17 protein-coding genes, 1 tRNA gene and 1 pseudogene are annotated in these 21,945 nt (G+C 73.2%); 9 read left to right on the top strand and 10 right to left on the bottom strand.

Annotated elements, in window-relative coordinates; genetic code table 11:
* Positions 1–39: 39 nt before the first annotated feature.
* Genes ACRWNP_RS02630 through ACRWNP_RS02620 form a run of 3 tightly spaced genes read right to left on the bottom strand, consistent with a single transcriptional unit; the run spans position 40 to position 4,326 of the window.
* On the bottom strand, positions 40–1,446 hold the full coding sequence (locus tag ACRWNP_RS02630) for an extracellular solute-binding protein (RefSeq protein ID WP_431959204.1): 1,407 nt from the start codon (positions 1,444–1,446) through the stop codon (positions 40–42).
* Complete coding sequence (locus tag ACRWNP_RS02625; RefSeq protein WP_431959203.1) at positions 1,443–3,920, bottom strand: caspase, EACC1-associated type; 2,478 nt, start codon at positions 3,918–3,920, stop codon at positions 1,443–1,445. The genes ACRWNP_RS02630 and ACRWNP_RS02625 overlap by 4 nt, the downstream gene beginning before the upstream one ends.
* A 37-nt stretch (positions 3,921–3,957) precedes the next feature.
* Positions 3,958–4,326, bottom strand: coding sequence for an effector-associated constant component EACC1 (locus tag ACRWNP_RS02620; protein ID WP_431959202.1), 369 nt, complete (start codon positions 4,324–4,326; stop codon positions 3,958–3,960).
* A gap of 187 nt (positions 4,327–4,513) precedes the next feature.
* Here ACRWNP_RS02620 and ACRWNP_RS02615 point away from each other — a divergent pair, with 187 nt between their 5' ends.
* The 3 genes from ACRWNP_RS02615 (at position 4,514) to ACRWNP_RS02605 (ending at position 6,294) form a co-directional block, all read left to right on the top strand.
* A complete protein-coding gene (locus tag ACRWNP_RS02615) occupies positions 4,514–4,675 on the top strand; it encodes a hypothetical protein (RefSeq protein WP_431959201.1) in 162 nt (53 codons plus the stop codon).
* Positions 4,676–4,745: 70 nt separating this feature from the next.
* Positions 4,746–5,195, top strand: a complete 450-nt coding sequence (locus tag ACRWNP_RS02610) for a hypothetical protein (protein WP_431959200.1) — start codon at positions 4,746–4,748, stop codon at positions 5,193–5,195.
* 214 nt (positions 5,196–5,409) lie between these two features.
* Positions 5,410–6,294, top strand: coding sequence for a helix-turn-helix transcriptional regulator (locus tag ACRWNP_RS02605; protein ID WP_431959199.1), 885 nt, complete (start codon positions 5,410–5,412; stop codon positions 6,292–6,294).
* A gap of 53 nt (positions 6,295–6,347) precedes the next feature.
* Here the strand turns inward: ACRWNP_RS02605 and ACRWNP_RS02600 are convergent, their stop codons facing one another.
* A complete protein-coding gene (locus ACRWNP_RS02600; RefSeq protein ID WP_431959232.1) occupies positions 6,348–8,726 on the bottom strand; it encodes a lamin tail domain-containing protein in 2,379 nt (792 codons plus the stop codon).
* A gap of 347 nt (positions 8,727–9,073) precedes the next feature.
* On the opposite strand from ACRWNP_RS02600, the gene ACRWNP_RS02595 reads away from it, so the two are divergent.
* Positions 9,074–10,234 (top strand): Ig-like domain-containing protein, encoded by a 1,161-nt coding sequence (locus ACRWNP_RS02595; RefSeq protein ID WP_431959198.1) that lies wholly within the window; start codon positions 9,074–9,076, stop codon positions 10,232–10,234.
* A gap of 10 nt (positions 10,235–10,244) precedes the next feature.
* Here the strand turns inward: ACRWNP_RS02595 and ACRWNP_RS02590 are convergent, their stop codons facing one another.
* Entirely contained in the window at positions 10,245–11,996 is a 1,752-nt protein-coding gene (locus ACRWNP_RS02590; RefSeq protein WP_431959197.1) for a hypothetical protein, read from the bottom strand.
* A 312-nt stretch (positions 11,997–12,308) separates the two neighbouring features.
* Between ACRWNP_RS02590 and ACRWNP_RS02585 the strand changes: the two genes are divergently transcribed.
* From ACRWNP_RS02585 to ACRWNP_RS02575, 3 genes are all read left to right on the top strand, one after another.
* The gene (locus ACRWNP_RS02585; RefSeq protein ID WP_431959196.1) at positions 12,309–12,989 is read left to right on the top strand and encodes a class I SAM-dependent DNA methyltransferase; all 681 of its coding nucleotides are present in this window, start codon (positions 12,309–12,311) and stop codon (positions 12,987–12,989) included.
* Between the two features lie 19 nt (positions 12,990–13,008).
* On the top strand, positions 13,009–14,907 hold the full coding sequence (locus ACRWNP_RS02580; protein ID WP_431959195.1) for an ATP-binding SpoIIE family protein phosphatase: 1,899 nt from the start codon (positions 13,009–13,011) through the stop codon (positions 14,905–14,907).
* Between the two features lie 124 nt (positions 14,908–15,031).
* Entirely contained in the window at positions 15,032–15,478 is a 447-nt protein-coding gene (locus ACRWNP_RS02575; protein WP_431959194.1) for a hypothetical protein, read from the top strand.
* A 165-nt stretch (positions 15,479–15,643) separates the two neighbouring features.
* Here ACRWNP_RS02575 and ACRWNP_RS02570 read toward each other — a convergent pair whose 3' ends face one another.
* The 3 genes and pseudogenes from ACRWNP_RS02570 to ACRWNP_RS02560 form a co-directional block, all read right to left on the bottom strand.
* Entirely contained in the window at positions 15,644–15,853 is a 210-nt protein-coding gene (locus ACRWNP_RS02570; RefSeq protein WP_431959193.1) for a GntR family transcriptional regulator, read from the bottom strand.
* Positions 15,854–16,010: 157 nt separating this feature from the next.
* Positions 16,011–16,145, bottom strand: a pseudogene (locus ACRWNP_RS02565) (IS21 family transposase); the annotation flags it as partial.
* 361 nt (positions 16,146–16,506) lie between these two features.
* A complete protein-coding gene (locus ACRWNP_RS02560) occupies positions 16,507–17,169 on the bottom strand; it encodes a TetR/AcrR family transcriptional regulator (protein WP_431959192.1) in 663 nt (220 codons plus the stop codon).
* Between the two features lie 298 nt (positions 17,170–17,467).
* Here ACRWNP_RS02560 and ACRWNP_RS02555 point away from each other — a divergent pair, with 298 nt between their 5' ends.
* Both ACRWNP_RS02555 and ACRWNP_RS02550 read left to right on the top strand, forming a co-directional pair.
* Positions 17,468–18,085: an ester cyclase gene (locus ACRWNP_RS02555; RefSeq protein ID WP_431959190.1), complete on the top strand. Its 618-nt coding sequence runs from the start codon at positions 17,468–17,470 to the stop codon at positions 18,083–18,085.
* A 153-nt stretch (positions 18,086–18,238) separates the two neighbouring features.
* The gene (locus ACRWNP_RS02550) at positions 18,239–19,006 is read left to right on the top strand and encodes an SDR family NAD(P)-dependent oxidoreductase (RefSeq protein ID WP_431959189.1); all 768 of its coding nucleotides are present in this window, start codon (positions 18,239–18,241) and stop codon (positions 19,004–19,006) included.
* Between the two features lie 941 nt (positions 19,007–19,947).
* On the opposite strand, the gene ACRWNP_RS02545 is transcribed toward ACRWNP_RS02550, so the two are convergent.
* Both ACRWNP_RS02545 and ACRWNP_RS02540 read right to left on the bottom strand, forming a co-directional pair.
* Positions 19,948–20,020, bottom strand: a tRNA-Lys gene (locus ACRWNP_RS02545).
* 89 nt (positions 20,021–20,109) lie between these two features.
* On the bottom strand, positions 20,110–21,636 hold the full coding sequence (locus ACRWNP_RS02540; RefSeq protein WP_431959188.1) for an amino acid permease: 1,527 nt from the start codon (positions 21,634–21,636) through the stop codon (positions 20,110–20,112).
* Positions 21,637–21,945 lie beyond the last annotated feature (309 nt).

The raw sequence follows: 21,945 nt of genomic DNA, 5'->3' as shown, positions 1-21,945 counted from the left end.
TTATGCGGAAGGGAGTGTCGCGCTCACGAGGAGTGATGGTCACCCCGGACCCCGGCCGCCGAGCGCGCGCCCCAGACGGCCGTCCAGGCGCTCCGCCGAGGCGTCGGCGCCGCGGTGCGCCGCGAGCATTCCGTGCACTTCACGCTGCAGGACCCGGGTGAAGGTGACGTAATGCGCGGTCGCCGGACGGGCCCTGGCGGCCTGCAGCGCGCACCACAGCAGGGTCGTGTAAGCGGGGGTCGCGGCGGACGGCGAGGGCGGGGGCTCCGAGCCGCGTCCCGTGGGGCGGTCGTAGAACCAGGCGCGGGGGTCGTGAGGATCGTCACAGTTGACATTCCCGGCTCCGTATGCCGACCGCCGTGCCGGGGCGAAGCCGGCCCGGAGCAGGGCATGTTGGGCGTCGCGTCCGGTCAGGAAGCGGATCAGGTCCGCGGCGTCGTCCGGGCGGTCGCTGTTCGCCGCCACGCCGAGGCTCTGACCGCCGAGCGCCGCGATGCCGGGGAGCCGGGCCACGCCGAAGCGGACGCCTGGGGCGAGGGCGGCGTCCAGCCGGTTGTAGGCGTAAGGCCAGTTGCGCATCAGCACGCTCTGCCCCTCGGTGAACTGGGCGAGGGTGACCGACTCGTCGGCCTCCAGGGACACCGGGTTGAGGTTGTTGGCGGCGCCCAGCCGGCCGAGCTCGTCCAGGCCCTCGCGCAGCCCGTCCTCGGTGCCGATGTAGCGGCCGTCGCCGTCGACGAGTTCGACGCCCGCGGTCCAGAAGGTCTCCAGGGTGTTGACGGTCAGGCCCTCGTACGCGCGCAGCTGGGTGGTGTAGGCGGCGTGGCCGAGCGGGCGGACGTCGGCGAGCAGGTCGCCGATCTTGGCGTATCCGCGCAGGTCGGCGGGGCGGCGCCCGGCCTTGGCGAGGTCGTCGGTGCGGTAGTAGAGCAGGCCGACGTCGGTGTTGAAGGGCACCGCGTACGTGCGGCCCTTCCAGCGCCCGGCGTCCGCGGCCTGGCGCAGGAAGTCCCCGTCGACGAGGGCGGGGGCGAGCGGGCGCAGCAGCCCGCTGTCGGCGAACTCGGGGATCCAGCTGATGTCGAGGTTGACCACGTCGTACGCGGCGGTGCCCGACTGGAAGGCGCCGATCAGCTCGCTGCGCTGCTCGTCGGAGGCGGAGGGGAGCTCGACGAGCCGGGCGGGCCGGGACGGGTTGCGCCGGTTCCACTCCTCGATCAGGGCGCGGCGGACGCCGGGTCGGCCGCCGGCGGTGAGGTCGGCGTCGCTGGCGACGATCAGCGGCCGGGAGCGGTCGGGCTCCGGCGCCGGGGCGGCGGCGGGGCCGCTGCAGGCCGCCCCGGCCAGCAGGAGCAGGGCGCCCAGCGCGCGGCGCGCGCGCCGGCGGCGGACGGGGCGCGGAGGGCGGAGGGTGCCGTCCACGCCTCGGGGCCCGGTGGCTGTCATGACCCTCCCGAGGTGAGGCGGGTGATGGTCTCCGCGACCCGGTTGGGCAGGTCCTGCGTGGCCGTGAGGCAGGCGCCGCCGCCCTCCGTCACGGCCTTGTTGAAGCGCAGCGAGCAGCCGTAGCCCTCCAGGGACACCACCAGCACGGGGACGTCCACGTCCGGCGGGTCGACGCGGGCGCTGTCCTCGTCGTCGGTGATGAGGACGATCAGGGCGCCGGGGGAATCGGCGAGGGCCCGGGACCACTGCCGCAGGGCGGCGGCCACGGGGGCGTCCCGCTCGACCGGTGCCAGCGCGCGGATCGCGGCGTCCCGCGCGGCCGCGTCGTTCGGCCCGGGACGCAGGAGGGTGCGGCCGGGCACGGCGGCGATGCCGTACCGGTAGCCGGAGGCTCGGGCCAGCACGGAACGCACGACGGGGACGTTGGCCCCGGAGTAGGAGGAGCTGGAGACGTCGACGGCGAACAGGACGTCGCGCCGGGTGCCGGCGGCCTCACCGTGGTCCCGCAGCGCGGCCTCGATGTCCTGCCGGGTGGGCGGTTCGCCGCCAGCCGGGGGGTCGGCGACGAAGACGGCGCTGTCCAGCGGGGTGTCCCCGGCCGCGGTCGTCCCGCTGACGTCCGTACGGAAACCCTGCGCGGCCAGCGCCCACTGCCCCGGGCGGGAGCGGAGCCATTCCCCGAGGCGGTGCACAGCCTCGGCGCGTTCGACGCGGTCGGCCCGGCCGGTCTCCCAGGTCACCGGTACGAGGGTGAGGTCGAGGGGCGGCACGTCGGCGGGGTAGTAGGCGGTGTAGGGGTCGGACTGGTTGCCCAGGCAGGGGGGACGGGACTCCAGGGCCGGGGTGACGAGGCCGGCGAGAGTGGACTCGGTGGTGAGCAGGGCCTGTTGGGTGCCGCGTCGTTCGACCAGCCAGGTCCGGGCGGAACAGGCCAGGGCCCGGTCGTCCGGTGGGGGCACGGCGTCGGTGGTGACCCGGGTGCCCGGCGCCAGGTGCAGCAGCTGGTCCAGGGCGGCGTCCGAGGAGTGCGGTTCGGCGCTGCGGACGACCACGCCCTGGGCGCGGGCGGCGTCGACCAGTTGCTGCGCGGTGCTGCCGGTGCGTGCCACGCCGTCCAGCGAGGTCGTGGTGGCGAGGACCGCGGGCGAGTGCGCGAGGGTGACCGGCCGGCCGAGGACGACGACGCTCTCCGGCCGCCGGGTCTCGGCCAGGACCTGGGTGCGGGCGGTGCCGGCCGCCGGTATCCACACGTCCGGGTGCGGCCCGACGTCCCGCAGTGGCATCGCGCAGTCCCCGCCGTCCTGGCAGGCGCGTTCCGGTTCGGCCCAGGCGGCGGAGGCGCGGAAGGCGGCGATGGTGCGGTCGGTGGGGGCCGCGTAGACGGTGGTGTTGATCTGGCCGCAGCCCTCGGGCCGGCCGCCGAGGGAGGCGCTGGTGGCGGCGGCTTCGCTGTCCTGGAAGGTGTCGAGCACGGAGGTGAGCGCGGCGCGCGTCTCCGGTGAGGTGAGCACCCGCAGTTCGAGCGGGGCGGGGCACAGCGGTGCCGGGCGGTGCGCCCATGTCCAGCCGGTGACGCCGCCCGCGACCAGGGCCAGGGCGGTGCCGGCGCCGACCACGCGGTGCCAGAGCGGCTGGTGGGGGCCCGCCGTCCACGTCCAGGCGAAGCCGGCGTACTGGGCGAGCCGGCGCAGCGGTGCCAGCCAGCGGGTCCCGCGGGCGGGGCGCGGGGTGAGCCGGGCCTGGGACAGGACGGTGTCGCCGGCGCTGTTGCTGGAGCGTTCGGTCGGGAACCAGGGGTCGTAGTCCGCGCGCTCGTCGAGCGTGGCGGCGTACTCGCCGGCCAGTTCGTGCAGCCGGACCCCGAGGCGCTGCACGGTGACCGGCTCGTACGGGTCGGTGCCCTCGGCCAGCACCCGGACCAGGGCGCCGGTGAAGGGCGTCGGGTCGATGCCGTCGCCCTTGTGGATGCGCGAGCCGACGGCCGAGGAGGTGATCAGGGAGAACGGCCGCTCGGGCAGCGGCACCAGGCCGGCGTTGCCGGAGTAGCAGCAGTCCAGGACGAGGACGACGCGCTCGGCGCGCGAGGAGGCGAGCAGCCTCAGCAGGTCCCGGTACGGGATGCCGTCGAGGCGGGCGCCGTCCTTGGTGGACTCCCGGGTCATCAGGTACAGCTCGGGCTCCCCAGTGGCCAGGTCGACGTAGCCGTGCCCGGTGAAGTGGACCAGCAGCAGGTCCTGGGCCTGGGCGGCGGCGGTGCCGATCAGCCGCAGCGCGCGGTCGCGGGTGCGCGCCTCGGCGAGGGTCTCCACGGTGCGCGGGATGAACCGGCCGAGTCCGCCGGAGACGAGCACGGCGCGCAACCGCGCGACATTGGCCCTGGCCGAGGGGATGTTGGAGAAGTCACGGGAGTGCTCGTACTGGGACACCCCGATCAGGACCGCCCGCGACCGGGACGCGAACGGTTCGTACGGCATGCCCGCCGGACCTCCCCAGGGCCGTCTTCCTCCGGATCTAGTTCTCCAGCGTCTGGCGGATGCGGGCCGCCATCGCCTCCAGCTCGCCGCGGGTCAGGGCGTCCCGGCCGGTGAGGACGCACTCCACGTCCCCGGCGCGGACGGTGACGCTGAGCGAGTCGCCGGGCTGGTTGCGCAGGTGGTTGCGCAGGGCGCGGAGCAGCGTGAGCGCGGTGGCCTGCAGGGTCTCCTGAAGGATCATGAGGAGCAGGTCGTAGGCGACGCCCATGCTCTCGTCGGCGGGCCGCTCCCGGCGGACGACCAGCGGCGCCAGCTCCTCGTCGGCCCGTAGCCAGACCTCCAGTCTGCGCAGGTCCTCCGCCGCGTCCGTGCCGCCTTCCAGCTCGATGGTCACGTACGTTTCCATGACGCCTCCCCTCGTTCCCAGCCTACGCTGACGTGTCGTCATTCACAGGCCCTGTGCGGAGAGTTGTGTGTACCGAGCAGGAAATCGCGGCGGCCCGGAGCGAGGCGCCCCACCCCGCCGGCGACCCTGTGCGGCAGGATGCCCGAGTACCCCGGAACGAGGGATTCGCCCGACCCCGGAGGCCGCGATGAAGCTGGGCAGGGCACTGGCGAACGGCTGCGCACAGGAGACGGACGAGGAGCTCACAGGCCGGGAGCCGCTCGTGGACGAGGAGAAGGCCCTCACCGGCCGGACCCCGGGCACCGTGCCGGCCCCCGCGGCGGAGCCCGCCGAGGCCGCGGCACGGTGAGGTTCGGCCGCCGGTTGCCCGAGGAACGGCCGGCGGTGCCCCCCCCACGGGGTACAAGCCGGCCTTCCCGATGCCGGCGTACGACGGCGCCCGCGTGGGCCTCCGGGGCGTCTGCCGGGGCGGGCGGATCGTGTACGGCGCCCTCGACGCCGTCTGCGGCCACCGCCAGCGGCACCGCAGCCCGGCGCCGGGCTGCGACTGCGGCTTCCACTGCCTGCACACGGCTGCCGAGGCACAGGCCCTGACCTGCGCGACGGACCGCCGCGACGCGCTGGTGCTCCAGGTGAGCGTGCTGGGCGCGTACACCCGCTACGAGCGCGGGACGCGCTACGCCCGGCAGCGGGTGCGCACCGTGCGCATGGGGCGCCTGCCGCTGCGGGCGGGCCGCCCGGGTCTTTCGTGCGCGACGGCACCGGACTGCCGGGCCGGCGCGCCTCGACGGCGTCCTGCCGCCGCTGCGCGGCGGGACTGTGCGTGCCGCGGCCGGCGGAGTTCGCGCGGCCGGCCGGGCCCTGGGTGAACATGACCGGGGAGCCTCCGGGACCCGGCACCGCCGAGGAGCCGCACCATGAGCGACTGCCGGCGGAGGCGGAACGGCTCAGGGAGATGCCGGACCGCTTCCAGGAGCGGCTGGAACGGCTGGACCGCCTGGAGGAGAGCCCTCCGCCCGGGTGGCCGCCGGCGGGTCCGGCCGTGCCGGGCCGCCTCATGATCGGCCGCCCATACTGGAACACATGGAGCACAACGCCGAGCTCAGGGACTTCCTGCGGGCCCGCAGGAACCGGCTGAGACCGCAGGACGCCGGCATCACCGTCAGCGGTGCGCCGCGCCGTGTGCCGGGGTTGCGGCGGGAGGAACTGGCGCGGCTGGCCGGGGTGAGCACCGATTACTACACCCGTTTGGAGCAGGGCAGGCACCAGAATGTCTCGGAGGCGGTGCTGGACGCCGTCGCCCGCGCCCTGCGGCTGGACGCGGCCGAACGCGCGTTCCTCTTCGAGCTGGCGCGGCAGCGCACCCCGCCCCGCCGCAGGCCGCAGCGGCCGCAACGGGTGCGCCCCGAGGTGCACCGCGTACTGGACCTGCTGGGCGACCGCACCCCCGTGTTCGTCATCGGCCGCCGCACGGACGTGCTGGCCGCGAACCGGCTGGCCCGCACACTGATCACCGACTTCGAGGCGCTGCCGCACCGCGACCGCAACCTCGCCCGCTTCATGTTCCTCGACGACGCGGCGCGCGACCTGTACCGGGAGTGGGACAAGCATGCCGCCGAGACGGTCGCCGCCCTGCGGCTGGACGCGGCGCGCCACCCGGACGACCCGGGGCTGACCGAGCTGGTCGGCGAACTGACCATCAAGAGCGCCGAGTTCCGCGCCTGGTGGGCCGACCACAACGTGCGGCAGAAGTCGCACGGGGTGAAGCTCTACCACCATCCCGTCGTCGGTGACCTCACCCTGTCGTACGAGCACGCGCTCTTCCCCGGCGACAGCGACCAGCTCGTGTGCATCCACACGGCCGAGCCCGGCTCGACCTCCGAGGCGGCCCTGCAGCTGCTGGCCGCGTGGACCGGCTCCGACACGTCGACCGGCAGCTTCCCCGACCCGGAGCCCGACCCCCGGTGACGCCGTGAGGGCGGCACCGGCGTCACGCCGGTGCCGCCCTCACCACGGACGCGTCAGCAGCCGTCCGGCTTGACGCGGACGATCTGCGGGTCGTGGTCGCTCGCCTGGTCGGCGAACTCCGCGTTGATGTGCACCACGTCGTAGTCGAAGTCGCGCAGCGCCGGACTGAGCAGGATGTGGTCCAGCGACTGCGAGTTGCCCTCGTAGACGTAGGTGTAGCGCTCGAACTTCGGCAGCGTGGTCAGCAGGTCCTTCAGCACGCCGCCCGAGGTGAGGGTGGACACCGTGTCGGAGAACTCGTAGTCGTTGAGGTCGCCGAGGACCACGACGTTGGCCTGCCGGTCGGCCGCGAGCAGCGACTTCACGAAGGTGTTGACCTCGGTGGCCTGCAGCTTCCGCTGGGTCTCGGAGCCGCGCACCGGCTGCTGGTTGACACTGTGCAGGGGCTGGTCGCCGCCCTTGGAGTTGAAGTGGTTGGCGATGACGAAGACCGGCTTCCCGTGGAAGCGGAACTCGCCGACCAGCGGCTTGCGGCTGGCCTTCCATGCCTCGCTGCCGGGGTTGATCCGGCCGGGCGAGACCGACAGCTCCGCGCCCTTGCGGGTCTTGACCGCCTCGACCGCGGTGGTGGCGTCGCCGCCGGCGCGGTCGGTGAACTGCACGCGGTGCGGGTTGAAGAGGAACACCTGGCGGATGTTGCCGCCGGGCTCACCGCCGTCGGTGTCGTTCGCGGGGTCGACCGACCGCCAGCTGTAGCGGGGGCCGCCGGCGGCGACGATCGCGTCGGTGAACTTCCGCACGGTCTGGTCGGCGGTGACGGTGCCGTCGTCGGTGGCGCCGTTGTCGTCCTGGATCTCCTCCAGCGCCACGATGTCGGGTGAGGAGAGGTTGGTGACGACGCCGTCGGCGAGCCGCGCGAACTTGTCCGCGGGGTCGGCCGGGTCGAGGTTCTCCACGTTGTACGTGGCGACCGCGAGCTCGCCGCCCTTCTGCTTGCGGGTCACCTCGCGCCCCAGGCCGTTGTCGACCAGGGTGCCGAGCTGCGTGGCCTGGAGGCTGTAGCCGCCGAAACCGTCGTAGTCGATCGGGCCGGTGGTGGTGCCGGCCAGCTCGTCACCGACGTCGGCGGTCGGGACGTCGGCGCCCGCGCCGATCGACATGACCTTGATGCGCCCGGTGTTGGGCCGGTCGTACGAGCCGTACACCGTGCCACCGCGGCGGGTGCGGTTCTCCTCCGGCTTCACCGTCACCCAGACCTCGTGGTACCGGGTGGTGCCGCCGACGACGCGGGCGTCGGAGAACCGGGCCAGCTCGCCCTCGTGGGCCTCGTAGAAGTCCAGCGCGTACCGGGCCGGGTCGAGCGGCAGGCCCTCGATGCTGCCGCCGCCGGCGTCGGGCGCGTACGCCGCCGGGACGGTGGACGCGTCCAGCGTGACGGGCGCGGGCAGGGCGTTGCCGGCCGACAGGACGGTGGTGGCCGGGCCGGTGACCTCGGTGACGGACTGGCTGCCGGTGCTCGGGTAGTACTCGGAGACCTTGCCGGTCACCAGAACCTTGTCGCCCACGGCGACGGTGGGCGTGACGGAGCCGGTGTAGACGAACACGGCCTCGCTGGTGCGGGCGTCGGCGTCGGCCTCCGGATCCTGGATCCAGTAGCCCTTGGAGCCGGCGGTGCGGACGCCGGTGACGATGCCGGGGACCCGGGTGACGGTCTGGCCCTTGAGCGGGGAGACCCGGGTGGTGCCCTGGATGTCGTGGATCCGGGTGGTGCCGGGCTCGCTCGGCTCGGGGGTGGGCGTCGGGTCCGGGGTGCCGCCGCCCGGGGTCTGCCCGGCGGCGTTGACCGGGGTCGGCGCGCCGGCGGTGAGGTCGGCGGCGTTGTCGTCGGTGTCGGCCAGGGACGCGCCGCGGGCGACGGAGGCGGTGTTGCTCGCCCCGCTCGCGGGGCCGCTGCCCTCGCGCACGACCGCGGTGCCGAAGCCGACGAGGTCGACCACGCGCGGGTCGGCGGTGCAGTCGGCGGCGGTGATGCAGGTCAGCGGGGTGGTGCCGTTGACCAGGGCGATGGTGCCGCTGGTGCCGCTCATCGCGATCGAGCCGCCGGCGTCGGCGGTCGGCAGGGGCGTCGTGCCGCCGGTGCCGGCGGACTCCGACACCAGGTAGCGGCCGCCGGGGGCGATCGACCCGGTCAGCGCGGTCGCCTGCCACTTGGAGGAGGCGGACGGCGTACCGGGCAGGTACTGCACGCTGTAGCCGGACAGGTCGTACGCGGCCGAGCCGGCGTTCGCCAGCTCCACGAAGTCGTTGGTCAGCGTCGCGCCGGAGTTGCCACCACCGCCGTAGACCTCAGCGACGACCGCCTCGCCGGAGGGGGTCGCATGGGCCGCGGGCAGCCCGGTCAGTACGACGGACGCGGCGATTCCGGTCGATATGAGCGCGAGCGCCGCGACGCGGCTGCGGTGTCGGCTCGGTCTGGCGATCGGCACGAGGGTTTCTCCAATCGGGGTCCAACAGCCCGTCAAACACGGGCGGCGCACGGCGGACCGGCTCAAGTTACGCGCGTAGAAACTGACATGACAAGGGCGATGAGGTTAATTCTGCGAGTTCGCCGTGGCGCAACCGCGACACCGGACCCGCCGCCGGACGCCCCCGGATCGGACGCGTCACCGATCGGGCGACCCCCCGATGGGTCACCCGGCGCGCCGGGACCGGCGGAGATTGCCACATTGGTGACGTCCCGTCAGTACCGGTCGACCATCTCACCCTCGCGGAGCCCGACGTGCGCCCATCCCCCGGACGGCCCGGCCGCCGCCGCCTCGCCCTCGCCCCCGCCCTGCTGGCGGCCGCCACCGTCCTGCTCACCCCGGCCCCGGGCGCGGCCGCCCCGGTCCCCGCCGCCGGCTGCGCCCCGGTCGCCTACGCCGGCACCGGCGCGGCCGGCCGGGGCGGGGACGGCGCCGCCGCCGTCGCGGCCGGCCTGCACGGCCCGGCCGGACTCGCCACCGACACCGCGGGCCGCCTCTACATCGCCGACTCCGCCAACCACGCCGTCCGCCGCGTCACCGCGGGCGCGGAGGGCGCCGCGCCCGTCATCACGACCTTCGCGACCACCGACTTCGCACCGTACGGCCTGGCCGTCGGCCCGGACGGCACGGTCTACGTCTCCGGCGAGGGCAAGGTCGTCTCCGTGGGCGCCGACGGCCGCGGCACGACCACCCTGCTCGCCGAGGCCGGCCGGCACGACGCCGTCGCCGTGGGCGGCGACCGCTCCGTGTACGTCTCGGGCGGCACGGCCGGCGGACTGCGGCGGATCCCACCCGGCGGCAAGGCCCCGGTCCGCTTCTTCCCCGGCGCCACCGTCGGCGCCCTCGCCACCGACCGGGCAGGCAACGTCTACGCCGTCGTGGACGGCCGCGTCCGGCGCATCGACGACGACGGCCGGGTCACCCCCGTACCGGGCGCCGCCCGGGTCGCCACGGGCGACGTCCGCGGACTGGCGGTCACCGAGGACGGCTCCCTCTTCTACCCCTCCCCGCTCGCCCGCACCCCGGGGACGGGCCCCCTGAAGCGCCCCTGGGGCACCGCCCTGGCGCCGGTCGGGCGGCTCTACGTCTCCGACCACGCCGCCCACCGCGTCTACGTCGTCGCCCGGCCCGTCCTCGTACCGGGCCGGCTGCGCGTCACCTCGGGCCCGCACGGCCACGCCACCGGCGACGTCCTCAAGGGCGTCAGGGGCAGCGGGACGACCGTCACCGCCCACAGCGAACCCGAGCGGGGCGTCCTCGTCCAGCAGGCCAACGGCCTCTTCTCCTACACCCCGCGCGAGAACTTCTCCGGCACCGACGCGTTCACCGCGACCATCACCGACGCCTGCGGCAACGCGACGACCCGCACCGTCCTGGTGCGGGTCGTCGCCAAACCACTGCCGCGCGCCGGATGACGCGCGGCCCTCAGCCGCGCGCCTCGGCCACGGCGGCCCCGAGGGCCTCCTTGATGCGCGGGCCCAGCCGGGCGAAGCCCAGCTCCTTCATCGCGGCACGCAGCAGTTCGTCGTCCGACCGCTCCTGGCCGTCGCCGTCGATCCACCGGACCAGCGCGGTCAGTTCCTCCGCCGAGTACGCCGTCACGGCCTTCCCCGGCGTGATCGCCGGCTTCACCGCGGCGGGCTTCGCCTCCCGGGCCTCGGCCACCGGCTCCGGCTCGGCCACCGGCTCCTCAGCGACCGGCTCCACGACCGCCTCAGGCTCCTCGGCAGGAGCCTCCTCAACCACCACAGCCTCAGCCACCGGCTCCGGCTCGGCCACCGGCTCCGGCTCCGGCTCCGGCTCGGCCACCGGCTCCGGCTCCTCAGCGACCGGCTCCACGACCGCCTCAGGCTCCTCGGCAGGAGCCTCCTCAACCACCACAGCCTCGGCCACCGGCTCCGGCTCGGCCACCGGCTCCTCAGCGACCGGCTCCACGACCGCCTCAGGCTCCTCGGCAGGAGCACCCTCAACCACCACAGCCTCAGCCACCGGCTCCGGCTCCTCAGCGACCGGCTCCACGACCGCCTCAGGCTCAACCTCGGCAGGCGCGGCCTCGGGCTCGGGCTCGGGCTCCGCAGCAGCGGCCTCCTCGGCGACCGGCTCCGCCACGACCTCGACGGGCGCGGCCTCGGCGACCGCCTCCGCCTCTGCCTCCGTAGTCGCAAGTGCCTCGACCACCGCGGCCTCGGCAACGGCCTCCGCGGGCGCGGCCTCCGCCTCCGCCTCCGCCTCCGCCTCCGCGGGAACCCCCTCCGTCGCTTCCGACGTGGTGCGCGGTTCGGGGACGACGGGGGTCTCCGGCTCGCCCAGCAGAGCGACGACCTCGGCCGTGTCCGCCCGGCGCTCCGTCAGCTCCGCGAGCACCCCGGCGAGGCCCTGCGCCTCCAGGCGGTCTCGGGTGGCCTTGAGGTTGGGCAGCCGGTACAGCGTGCCCTCGTCCGCGGCAAGGCGGTCGAGGAGCTCCGCGAGCTCCTCGAAGGGCAGGGTGTCCAGCGCGGCCTCGGGACGCAGGAGGCGGCCCAGTTCGGTGAGCCCGGTGACGGCGGCCTCGGCGGCGCGGGAGGCGTCGTCGAGGAAGTCCGCGTCCGCCGGGACGGCCGGGCGGCCGGCGCCGCCGAGGGCGGCCCAGTCGGTGCGCTCGGAGGCCGCGGAGGCCAGGGCGGTGTGCACGGCGTCGCGCCGCGGCCGCCCGGTGGCCAGCCCGCGGATGCGTCCCCGCAGCGACCGGCGGCGCAGCCAGGCGACCTTCACACCGCGGTCCCGGCGCCAGGCGCCGCTCGCGGTGGCGGCGACGAGCTCGTCCAGCTCGGTCTCGGCCACGTCGTAGACGTCGGCGCTCAGCGTGCGCAGCGTCAGCCGGACCCGCAGCAGCAGCGCCATGGCCCGGCCGGCCTCGGCCACCGTGCGGGGGGCGTCGATGCCCAGGGCCTCGGCCTCCTCCAGGCGGAGCGCGGCGGAGCGCAGCGCGGGCAGGTCACGGCCGCGCAGCTCCGCGAGGAGGGTGGAGGCGGCGCGGGCCTCCTCCGGGCCGGCGACGGTGTCCACGGCGGCGTACCAGGCGTGGGTTTCGGTCGTCAGCGTGAAGCCGCCGAGCTCCGCGTAGGCGCGCAGGTCGTCGCGCGCCTCCGCGGGGAGGGAGGCGATGTCGGCGGTGCTGTGCAAGGAGGGTGCGGTCATATGAGGTCCGGTTCCTGGCAAGTGCGGTGGGCGTCGGCGGCGTACGCGCGGCGGATCGGCCCCGGGCCGGGCCGGGGTGCTCGCGGTGGCCCCACGATACGGGCGCGGCACAGCCCGGCGCACGTGCCCCGTCCGTAACGGTGGGCACGGCAGTCCCACACCTGCACACAGAGAGATGGGCCGGATGCCCCATGTGACCCCGGTGTCGTTCCGGGACTCCTGCGACTCCCGCGCGCAGTGGGACAGATTCCATCAAGAGGCGACAAAAGAACGCTATGGGATAATTGGAAGTGGACACGAAAGGGATTTTTCGTGATCGACAAGACCGTGTGGGGCGGTTACCAGAGTGGCCGGCCTGACCGGAGCGGCCAGGCCGAGGCATTCGACGCCATCGGCGACCGGTACGACGAGGCCTTCCCGCACAAGGAGGGGCAGTCCTCCGCCGGCCTGTGGCTCGTGGACACCCTGCCGCGCGGGTCCCGCGTGCTGGACCTCGGCTGCGGCACCGGACTCCCCACCGCCCGGCAGTTGAGCGACGCGGCATTCGACGTCGTCGGGATCGACCTGTCCGAGGGCATGCTCGAACTGGCCCGGACCTACGTCCCCGACGCCACCTTCCACCAGCTCGACATCGCCGACCTGCGTCCCGGCGGCCCGGTCTCGCTGGGCCGCTTCGACGCCGTCGCGGCCTTCTTCTCGCTGCTGATGCTGCCGCGCGCCGAGATCCCGCACGCCCTCCGCACGATTCACCATCTGCTGGTCCCGGGCGGGCTGTTCGCCCTGTCGATGGTGGAGGCCGACGTGGACGACTTCGCCATCCCGTTCCTCGGCTGCACCATCCGCGTCTCCGGCTACCTCCGGGAGGATTTGCTGCACGTCATCGAGTCGGGCGGCTTCGAGATCGTCAAGGAGTTCTCGTACACCTACGCCCCGGCCTTCAGCGACGTACCGCCGGAGGAACAGGTCTTCCTCTGCTGCCGGCGACTCGACTGAGGCGGGACGGGACCAGGACGTGGCGCGGCACCGCACCCCAGACGAAGACCCCGGCGGGACCGGGGGCATCGCGGAACCGCAGGCGCGACAGCCCCTGTGGCCCCGTGATGCCGAGGCGCCCCGCGGGCCCGGGCAGCCGCAGACCGACCGGCTCCGCTACCTCGACGCGGCGACCCGGCGCATCGCCGCCGGCATGGACCTGGACGAGACCCTGCGCGAGCTGGACACGGCGGCCGTCCCCGCCTTCGCCGACGCGATCTTCGTCCATCTGCACGACCCGCTGCTGACCGGGGAGGAGACGGAGGACCGGGACACCGTGGATCCCGTCGTCCTGCACCTGCACCCCACGCGGCGGCGCGCCACGGAGCGGCCACCCCCGGGGCTGCCGTCGCCGGACGCGGAGGCCACCGCGCCCGAGCCGCCGCAGATCGCGCTGCGGTGCGTCAACCGCCCCGGGCCGCAGGGGGTGTCGGAATGCGTACGGCTCAGCACCACGGGCCGGCTCACCCGGTTGCTGCGGGAGGGCCGCCCGGTCTTCGGCGACGCCCCCGGCATCGCCCCCGCCACCAGGGAGCTGCTCGGCCCGGTGGCCGGCCCGCCCGGCACGCTGCCGCCCGGCCGCCGCCTGATCATCGCCCCGCTGCACGGCCGCAACCGCCTGATGGGCACCCTCTCCCTGTTGCGCCACCCCGAACGCGCGCCCTTCACCGCCGACGACCTCCTCGTCGCCTCGCAACTCGCGACGCACACCGCGCTCGGCGCCCACAAGGCCCTGATGTACGGCCACGAGGCCTCCGTCGCCGACGCGCTGCAGCGCACCATGCTCCCGGCCTCCCTCCCCGAGCCCACCGGCGTCCGGCTGGCCAGCCGCTACCTGCCCGCCTCCGAGACCGCGCGGGTGGGTGGCGACTGGTACGACGCCATCCCGCTGCCCGGCAGCCGCGTCGCGCTCGTCGTGGGCGACGTGATGGGCCACTCGATGACCTCCGCCGCGATCATGGGCCAGTTGCGCACCAGCGTGCAGGCCCTCGCCGGGCTCGACCTGCCCCCGGACGAGGTCCTGCACCACCTCGACGAACAGGCCCAGCGGCTCGGCATCGAGCACATCGCCACCTGCCTGTACGCGGTCTACGACCCCATATCGCACCGGCTGCTGATCGCCAACGCCGGCCATCTGCCGCCGGTCGTCCTGCTCCCCGGCGGCAAGGGCGAGGTGCTGCCCGTGCCGGCGGGCGCGCCGATCGGCGTCGGCGACGTCGACTTCGAGACCGTCGAGATGCCCGCCCCCATCGGGGCCACGCTGTTCCTCTACACCGACGGGCTGGTCGAATCCCGCGGCCACGACATCTGGACCGGGATCGAGAACCTGCTCGCCCGCGTCCAGACCCCCGGCCATGACCTCCTCCCGCCGCCCCTGGAGGCCTTGTGCGACCAGGCGCTCGGCGACCTCGGCCCCGGCGGCTCCCGGGACGACGACATCGCGCTGCTCGCCGCCCGCTGCGAGGGCTTCCCGACGCACAGCGTCGCCTACTGGTACCTCGCCCCGCAGCCCGAGACGGCCTGCCACGCCCGTCGCCTCACCCGCCGCGCCCTGCACCGCTGGGGCCTCGACCCGATGCTGGAGACGACCGAACTGCTCGTCAGCGAGGTCGTCACCAACGCCGTCCGCTTCGCCTCGCGCCCCATCACCCTGCGCCTGCTGTGCACCGACGTACTGCGCTGCGAGGTCGGCGACGACTCCCCCCTGGTCCCGCGGGTACGCCGGGCCGGAGCGGAGGACGAGAACGGCCGCGGCCTGTACGTCGTCGACCGCCTCGCCGCCCACTGGGGCGCCCGCCGTCTGGGCACGGGCAAGGTCGTCTGGTTCGAACTCCCCATCCCCGACGAGGCCCGCCGTTGCGGCGCGACCCCGGCGTAGCGGCCCCCGGGACCCTGCCCGTCCGTCACCACCACCCCGGGGGCGAGGGCTTGCCCGGCATGTCACACCCCTGCCGCAGGCCGCCTCCACCACCCAAGGCGGGGCATATGGCCATAATCCCGACATGCGCACACACATCGCCGCAAGCACTCTGCTGCTCGCTGTCACGGGCGTGACCCTCAGCGGCTGCAGCTCCTCCAAGGACACCGCCGCCACGGCACCCGAGACCGCCGTGTCGTCCGCGTCCGCGGTGTCCCAGGACGACCCCGAGAAGGCCCTGACCGACGCGGGGATCCCGTCCTCGGTCCCGTCCTCGCTCCCGGCCTCCCCCACGGGGGCCGAGCGGGCCGCACTCATCGCGGCCCTGCAGGCCGTCAACCCCGACTTCGCCAAGGACCCCGACAAGGCCATCGACGCCGCCCGCAAGCTGTGCGGCGCCATCAACAGCAACAGCCCCCAGGCGGACGCGGAGGCAGCCAGGAGCTTCACGTACCACGGCAACGAACTCACCGAAGCCCAGGGCAAGGCCATCAACGACGCCCTGAAGCGCCTCAAGTTCTGCGACGGCTGACGCCACCGTCCGCCCCCCGAACGCCGCGGGCCCCCGTCCGGATGCACTCCGCCGGAGGCCCGCGGCAGGAACCGTCCATCTGTCGCCGCCGCGCTGTCGCTGGACATGACGAAGGTCTTCGGCGACCCGAGCAGCACGTGTCGGGCAGGGGGCGCTTTCGCGCATTCAGGCCCCGGACGGCTTGGGCAGCTCGGTCACGAAGGTGCCCAGCCCCGGGTACATGACGGCGAGGCCGTCGTCGCGCAGTTGGCGCAGCACCTTCTGCCCCGTCGCCACCGCGATCCCGAACTCCTGTTGCAGCTCCATCAGAGACGGCAGCCGGCCGCCGGGCGGGTATGTGCCGTCCGCGATGCGCTCCTCCATGAGCGCGTACACCTGCCGCCACCCCGCCGAACCGCTGATCGTCCTGACGCCCCGCTGCGGCTGCTCCTGCCACGGGGGTGCCCGATGACAGCCGGAAGCAGCGGAGAGCGCGTCACAGGCACGTGTGCGCGCTGCCAGAAGCACACCGAGGACGGCCGGTCCTGCCTGGTGGCGGTTCGTCGCTCGCCACAGCCCGCCGCATGGTGTTCCGGACGATCCCCAGATGCCGCGCGATCCCCTTGATCGACATGCCCTCCGCGCGGTGGAGCCGACGGGTCTCAACCCAGTCCTCCACACCGATCACCTCTTCCACCTGACCCCCATGGAGCCAGACTGATCACTCGATCACGGGAGGGGTCACTTTTCATCGACCGATAGGGGTCACGGTTCACGGAACGGTGACAGGCGCTCTGTGCGTCGCCGTTTCATCGACCACCTCGAGGGCTTGGGCCTCAAGGCGCGGGCCGCGGCAATGCAAAGGATCTCCTCGTAACGCCGAGGACATCGGTGCGTGATCATTGTCCGCCTGGGGCCAGCAAGCCCTCAGGCGGTCGGCCAGCTCCCAGGCCATGCGCGCGGGCCGAGATGACGGCGTGCGGGTGGGATACACCGGCTGGTGCCGACGGGCGCGTCGCACCTCCGCCGGGGCGAGCGAGAGGTGATGGTCATTGGCGTGGTGGAAGCAAGCCGTGCAGGACGACTGCAGAGAGCGCGTCGGCCATGGCGTCCCTGTCGTGCTCCGCTGTCGGCAGGTTGTCGGGGCTGAGCCGGTCGGCGACCGGATCTTGTGCAAGGGCGAGAGCGGGGCCCGTGACGGCGAAGTAAAGGATGTGGGCTGGGACGCCGGGAATGCGGCCAGCCTCGATGAGGCTGGCGACGGTCGGTTCGATGCTGTCCCAGAACGGCTTGATGAACTGCTGATGCAGGTAGTCCAAGCGGCTTGAGTCCCGGGACGATTCGTCGGTCAGCAACCGGTTCATGGCGGAGTCGTTGGCGGCGAGCCGGTAGAGGTGGACGATGACGCTCCTCAGGCGTTCGTCGTCGTCGCGGCACCCTGCCAGGAGCCGGTCGAGCGCCGGCTGGGCGTCGCGCAGCGCAAAGTCCACGACCGCGCGCCAGAAATCGTGCTTCGACCCGTATCGCTCGTGGATGAAGTTGTGGCTCACGCCGAGCCGCCGGGCCAGTTCCCGCATCGTGGTGCCGGCGTAGCCGAGCTCGGCGAAGGTGTCCAAGCCTCGCCGGAGGATCTCGCTCTCGTGCATCTGGACGGGGGCATACTTGCCGCGGGCCGTCGCCGCCAAAGTCTGTCGCGGTGTTCCGTCGGTCACTCTGGCATCGCTCCGTTCGGCGCCGGCTGGCCTGACGTCGTCGGCGCCTCCTCGCCGGTCAAGGTGCTCACGCCCTCCAGGACTGGCGCATCGTTGCAGGTCACTGGAATGTCGACGTCGAATCACCGGGTTGCGCGGCGAAGCGGTCGCTGACGTTCCCAGTCTTCCATGCGGTGCTCTCCCGTTTCGCCCCAGGGCTTGCCTGCCCGAAGTTGCTTGACGGTTGTCAAGCTTCGAAGGATGCTTGACGTGTCAATCATTCCGCGTCGGGCACCGATGCTTACCTGAGGAGTGCTCCATGTTCTTCAGCAAGGCCCCTGAGACCGCGAACGTCCCCACCGCTTCCACCTTCATGCGGCGCAGGAAGGCGATCGGCACCATGACCGGCCTCGCGGTGGCCGCCGCCGTGGCCTCCGCGGCCGTCCCGGCCGCCGCGCAGAGCCAGGCACCGCACGCCGCCTCGACCGGCCATGCGGCCCATCACCACTACCTGTCGCCACTGCAGGTCACCTCGGCCTACTACGCCAGCTACAACGGCGACCTGGCCGCCGGCTTCGACCGCTACATCTCCAAGGACCTGGTCCTGCACGGCTTCAACGGGCCAGAGCGGCGCGAGGATTGGATCAAGGGCGACCTCGACATCAAGGCCGGCCTCACCGGCTTCAAGATGACCGTCCTGGACCAGATCGTCGAGGGCGACAAGGTGGTCACCCGCTGGAGCTTCGGCGGCCGGCACACCGGGACCATCTTCGGCATCCCCGCCTCAGGTCGTGAGGTCCAGCTCAGCGGCATCTCCATCGACCGCGTCATACACGGCCAGTCCGTCGAGCACTGGTCCGAGGGCAACTTCGGCGTGTTCCTTGACGAACTGCGCGGCGAGACCCCTCCCGGCACCGTGCACCCCAGCACCAACTAGCGCCGCCGCGCCCCGGCTCCGTCGAAGGGCGCCGACCGAGGCGCATTCACGGCACCCCGGGTGCACCGCTCACCCGGTGCACCCGGGGACCGCCCGGCGGACACCACCGCAACACAACCCGTTCACCGCATTCATCTGGCAGGAGAGAGTCCCATGGCACCCCTTCTCGACGGCAAAGTCGTACTGATCACCGGCACCGGCGGCGGCATGGGCCGCGTCGCGGCGCAGGTATTCGCAAGAGAGGGCGCGAAGGTCGTGGGTGCGGACATCCACACAGACGCCAACGAGGAAACCGCCGAACTCGTACGCCGCATCGGAGGCGAGATGACGGGCATCGCACCCATCGACCTCACCGACCCCGAGCAGGCGCGCCACCTCGTCGAAGACGCCGCACGCGCCTACGGCGGGCTCGACGTCATCTACAACAACGCCGCCTCACTGCGCTTCGGCCCACTGCCCGACTTCTCGGTCGAGGACTGGCACACCACCATCACCGGCGAGCTCGACATCCCCTTCTTCGTATCCGAGTTCGCCTGGCCGCACCTGGTCCGCCGCGGCGGCGGCGTCATCATCAACGTCGCCTCCATGGCCGGCATGATCGCCGGAGCGAACCCCCCGATGGTCGGGCACACCGCCGCCAACGCCGGCGTCATCGGCATGACACGGCAACTCGCCCTCGAGGGCGCACCGCACGGCATCCGTGCAGTGGCGATCAGCCCCGGCCCCGTCCTGACCCCCGCCAGCGACCGCGACCTCGGAAACGACCAGGCAGCCCGCGACGCGATCACCAGCAAGACCCTCCTCAAGCGCTTCGCCCGGCCGGAGGAGATCGTCGAACTGGCCGCCTTCCTCGCCTCCGACCGGGCCTCGTACATCACCGGCGCGAACTACGCGGTCGACGGCGGCGCCAGCGCCTGGTGACAAAAACCACCCCGCCCGGCAAACGGAAAGTCCGGGGGAGAACTGGGTGCCCGCTGCTGAGGATGGCACGCGTAGTTCGCGGCGCGGCGTTCACACCGATGCGACCTGAGCAGATGAAGTCGTGGGGGCCGGGGTGTGCGGCTGGCTGGGCGGGGGCCCGCGGCTGACAGCGCCGGGCAGTAGGGGGCCCCGCCGCGGCAGACAGGCCAGCGCGTTCGGCGGGGCCGGATTGGGGTTCGTTCAGCCTTTCATCCTGCCAGCAGGTCGGCCGCTGCGCTGGGCCTCTGGCTCCCCGGTGCTGTCCGGGCGGGTCGGCGGGCAGCAGGGGCGCCCGCGCAGGTTCCAGCCAGTGCCGGTGCAGTCCTCTGGGACCGGCTAGGGCCCTCCTCGTCTGTGACGCTGAACTGGTGGCCCTGGCCGCAGTCGCATTCGTGGATGCCGCCGACCGGTACTTTCTCGCCGGGGCGATGCATGCGGGTCTTCTCGTCCGTGATGTCCTCCTCGCCGAGCCATTGGGGAGGGGCCCCGATCTGTGCTCATGATCTGTGAACGTGGCGCCGTGGCGAGCCGGGGCCCGTCGAGGGCGGTGGCCACTCGAAGGAGTGAGCGCGCCCGGCCGGGGTGGGCTGCTCCCTCCCGCCCGCCCTACAGTCGAACACGTGCGCGGTTGCCGCGATGCGGGGGAGGTGCCACCCCGGCGACCCGGGGATGGCGCCGAGCCGGTCGCTGTCACCGAGACCCGGCCCGTGCGTGCTCGAAGAGAAGACGCCAGCGACGCGCTGACAGGCGCCCACGGACGGCCGTCCCCGGGCCGCGCGCGGTACCCGAGCGCTCCGCGTGGCACCTGACGAACCGCGCAATTCGGGGGAGCACGGGGGGAGCTAGCGATCCCCGAACGCCTGAGGCCCAGGTCGGAACGTGTCTGACCTGGGCCTCTTCCGTAGGCCGTGTGGGACTCGAACCCACAACCAATGGATTAAAAGTCCACTGCTCTGCCAATTGAGCTAACGGCCCGCACCCCGCAGCATAGCCGGACGGCGGCCGTGGCTCCGAGCGCATTCGGCCCGTGCGGCGCGGCCGCCGCCGGCGAAGGGGCGGGGCGGTCAGCCCGGAGTGTCGGCCGGGGCGGGGGCGGGGAGGTCGGCGGAGGCGGGGCCCCGGTCGCGGAGGAACCAGTGGCGGGCGGAGACGAACCACCATGTCGCGGCGAAACCCAGGACGACCAGGACGGCGATCGGCGCGTAGTTGAAGGTGTTCACCGTGACCGGGCTGACCTGCGGCAGCATGAAGAGCACCGTGATGAAGACGACCCAGGAAACGGCGATGACGCCGATCGGACGGGACCAGCGGCCGAGGTGCCAGGGGCCGCGCTCGAAGTCCTCGCCCTTCCCGAGGCGCAGGAAGGTCGGTATGACGTACGCGATGTAGAGGCCGATGACCGCGATGGAGGTCACGGCGGCGTACGCCGTCAGGTTGATCAGGTACGGCAGGCCCAGGACGAGCGCGCCGAGCGCGGCCAGCCAGACGGCGTTGGTGGGCGTCCTGGTTCGCGGGTTGATGCGGTGCCAGACCGCGGAGAAGGGCAGCGCCCCGTCGCGCGAGAAGGCGTAGATCATGCGGCTGTTGGCGGTGACGGAGGCCATCCCGCAGAAGAGCTGGGCGCCGATGACGACGAGCAGCAGGAGCTTGCCGCCGACGTCGCCGAGGCCGTCGATGAGGATCTGCGCCGGGGGCACGCCGGTCGGCGTGCCGAGGACGTCGTCGTAGGACCGGATCGCGTACGTGAAGCCGAGCAGCAGCACGAAGCCCGCGATCCAGGAGATCCAGATGGACCGGACGATGCCGCGCGGCCCTGCGGTGGCGGCGTCGTGGGTCTCCTCGGTCATGTGCGCGGACGCGTCGTAGCCGGTGAAGGTGTACTGCGCCATCAGCAGGCCGAGCAGGACCACGTAGAAGCTGCTGCCCCAGCCGGTGTTGTTGACGAAGTGGGTGAAGACGAACGACGTCGACTGGTGCCGGTCCGGCACGAAGGCGAGCGCGCCGACGATCAGGCCGACGCCGAGCACGTGCCACCAGACGCTGATGTCGTTGAGGAGCGCGACGATGCGCACGCCGAAGGTGTTGAGCAGCCCGTGCAGCACCAGGATCGCGGCGAACAGGACGATCGTGTGGCCCGGGGTGCTGCTGAAGCCGAACTGCAGGTCCAGGTAGGCGTTGAGGAAACTCGCGGCGCCGAAGTCGATGCCGGCGGTGACGGCGACCTGGCCGAGCACGTTGAACCAGCCCGCGAACCAGGCCCACGCGGCGGCGCCGCGCGGCGGGGCGAGCCGGTGGGCCCAGTAGTACAGCCCGGCGGAGGTGGGGTACGCGGAGCAGATCTCGGCCATCGCCAGGCCGACGACCAGCGTCATGAGCCCGACGGCCAGCCAGCCCCAGGTGATCACGGCGGGGCCGCCGGTGTTCATGCCGAAGGCGTAGAGGGTCAGGCAGCCGGAGAGGACCGAGATGATGGTGAAGGAGACCGCGAAGTTGGAGAACGCGGACATCCGGCGGGCCAGCACCTGGGTGTAGCCGAGCTGGCGGAGGCGTTCCTCGTCGGAGACGCTGGGCACGGACGGCGGATTTGTCATGCCCCCAGCGATTCCCCGGCAGAGGGCACGGCATGCGTCACGTCCTGTCCGGAAGTGGACGGAAACTCCCGTGACCGGGATCACAAGCGCCGTACGGCTGCTGGGCCGCGCCGCGATCACCCGGCGTGATCACCGTGCCCGACGCGGTGGACGCCACGGGCCGCCACGGCGTGGCGGTCGCGCGGGCGCACGACGGCGAGCGCGCCCTCCTGCTGGAGGACGGTTTCTTCGCAGACGGCATCGTCGACCGCGGCCGCCGAGGCTCCCCCCGGCCAGGTGCCAGGCGAGCCGAACGAACGCCGAGAGCCC

It is taken from the genome of Actinacidiphila sp. bgisy160 (assembly GCF_965342435.1).
GTDB lineage: Bacteria > Actinomycetota > Actinomycetes > Streptomycetales > Streptomycetaceae > Actinacidiphila.
This window is presented reverse-complemented; position numbering and strand designations above follow the sequence as displayed.